Source organism: Nocardiopsis alkaliphila YIM 80379 (assembly GCF_000341005.1).
Lineage (GTDB): Bacteria > Actinomycetota > Actinomycetes > Streptosporangiales > Streptosporangiaceae > Nocardiopsis > Nocardiopsis alkaliphila.
Window position 1 is genome coordinate 1 of record NZ_ANBD01000197.1, and the last position, 1,712, is coordinate 1,712.

A 1,712-nucleotide genomic window follows, 5' to 3' on the forward strand; every position below is an offset into this window, starting at 1 on the left:
GTCGTGCGCGTGGACGACCTGCGGGTGACGTTCCCGACGATGGACGGCGACGTCCACGCCGTGAAGGGACTCTCCTTCGAGGTGCCCGCCGGCGGCGCTTTGGGCATCGTGGGTGAATCGGGTTCGGGTAAGAGCGTGACCTCGCTGGCCCTGATGGGCCTGCACCGGGGCAGCCGCGCCCGGATCAGCGGGGGGATCGAGGTGGCCGGGCAGAACGTGGTGACCGCGAGCGACAAGAGACTGCGTCAGATGCGCGGCAACGACATCGCGATGGTCTTCCAGGACCCGATGCAGTCGCTGCACCCGCAGTACACCATCGGCAACCAGCTCATCGAGGCCTACCGGGTGCACAACCCCAAGGCCGCCAAGGGCAGGGCGCGCGAGCGCGCCGTCGAGGCCCTGGAGCGGGTCGGTATCCCCGAGGCGGCCAAGCGGATCAATTCCTATCCGCACGAGTTCTCCGGTGGTATGCGCCAGCGCGTGGTCATCGCCATGGGGTTGATGTGCGATCCCAAGGTGTTGCTGGCCGATGAGCCCACCACCGCGTTGGACGTCACCGTGCAGGCGCGCATCCTGGACCTGCTCGATGAGTTGCGTCGGGACCTGAACATGGCGCTGATCCTGGTCTCCCATGACCTGGCCGTGGTGGCCGGGTCGGTGGACGAGGTCGTGGTGATGCGCCATGGTCGGGCCGTGGAGCGCGGTGACGTGCGCAAGGTGCTGTCCGCACCGGAACATCCCTACACGCGGGCCTTGTTGGAGGCGGTGCCGCGAGTGGAGGTCTCCCGAGCCCAGCGCCGCGCCCAGGACCGCGCCGACCGCATCGAGCGGGAACAACGCCAGGGTAAGGTCACCGACCCCGGTGCCTTCCAGGCCTTCACCCCGGCCACCGGTGGGGAGGAGCCCTTGTTGCGGGTGCGTGAGGTCGCGCAGCGTTTCAAGGTGCGTGGTGGTATGTGGGGGCGTTCCACCGACTTTTGGGCGGTCAAGGGGGTCGGTTTCGACCTGTACAAGGGTGAGACCCTGGGGATCGTGGGTGAGTCGGGTTCGGGCAAGAGCACGCTCTCGCGGATGATCATGCGTTTGTTGGAGCCCACCAGCGGCACCGTGGAGTTCGAGGGCCAGGACATCACCCACATGCCAGAGCGGGAGCTGCGACCGTTGCGCCGCCACGTGCAGATGGTGTTCCAGAACCCCTACTCCTCGCTGAACCCGCGGTTGACCATCGGGGAGAGCATCGGTACCGCCCTGAAGGTCCAGGGCGAACGCGAGGGGAAGAAGGTCCGCGCCCGGGTGCAGGAGTTGTTGGAGCGGGTGGGGTTGGAACCCGATCACTACAACCGGTTCCCGCACGCCTTCTCCGGGGGTCAGCGTCAGCGTATCGCCATCGCTCGGGCGTTGATCCTCAAGCCCAAGTTGATCATCTGTGATGAGCCGGTCTCGGCGTTGGACGTGTCCACCCAGGATCAGGTGTTGCGTTTGCTTTCGGAGTTGCAGGACGACTTCGGGTTGACCTATATCTTCGTGGCCCATGATCTGGCCGTGGTGCGTCAGGTCAGTGATCGGGTCGCCGTGATGTGCAAGGGTGAGATCGTGGAGATGGGGGACAGCGACTCGGTGTACGAGAATCCGCGAAGCGAGTACACGCGGCGGTTGCTCACCGCGGCTCCGGTGCTGGATCCGGACGAGGCCCGCCGCCTGCGCGCCGAGCG

Annotated in this window: 1 protein-coding gene; it reads left to right on the forward strand. The window is 66.5% G+C overall.

Going from position 1 to position 1,712, the window contains the following annotated elements:
* Positions 1–1,712, forward strand: a 1,712-nt coding sequence (locus D472_RS0124300) for an ABC transporter ATP-binding protein (protein WP_017607026.1), incomplete at both ends; no start/stop codon positions are given.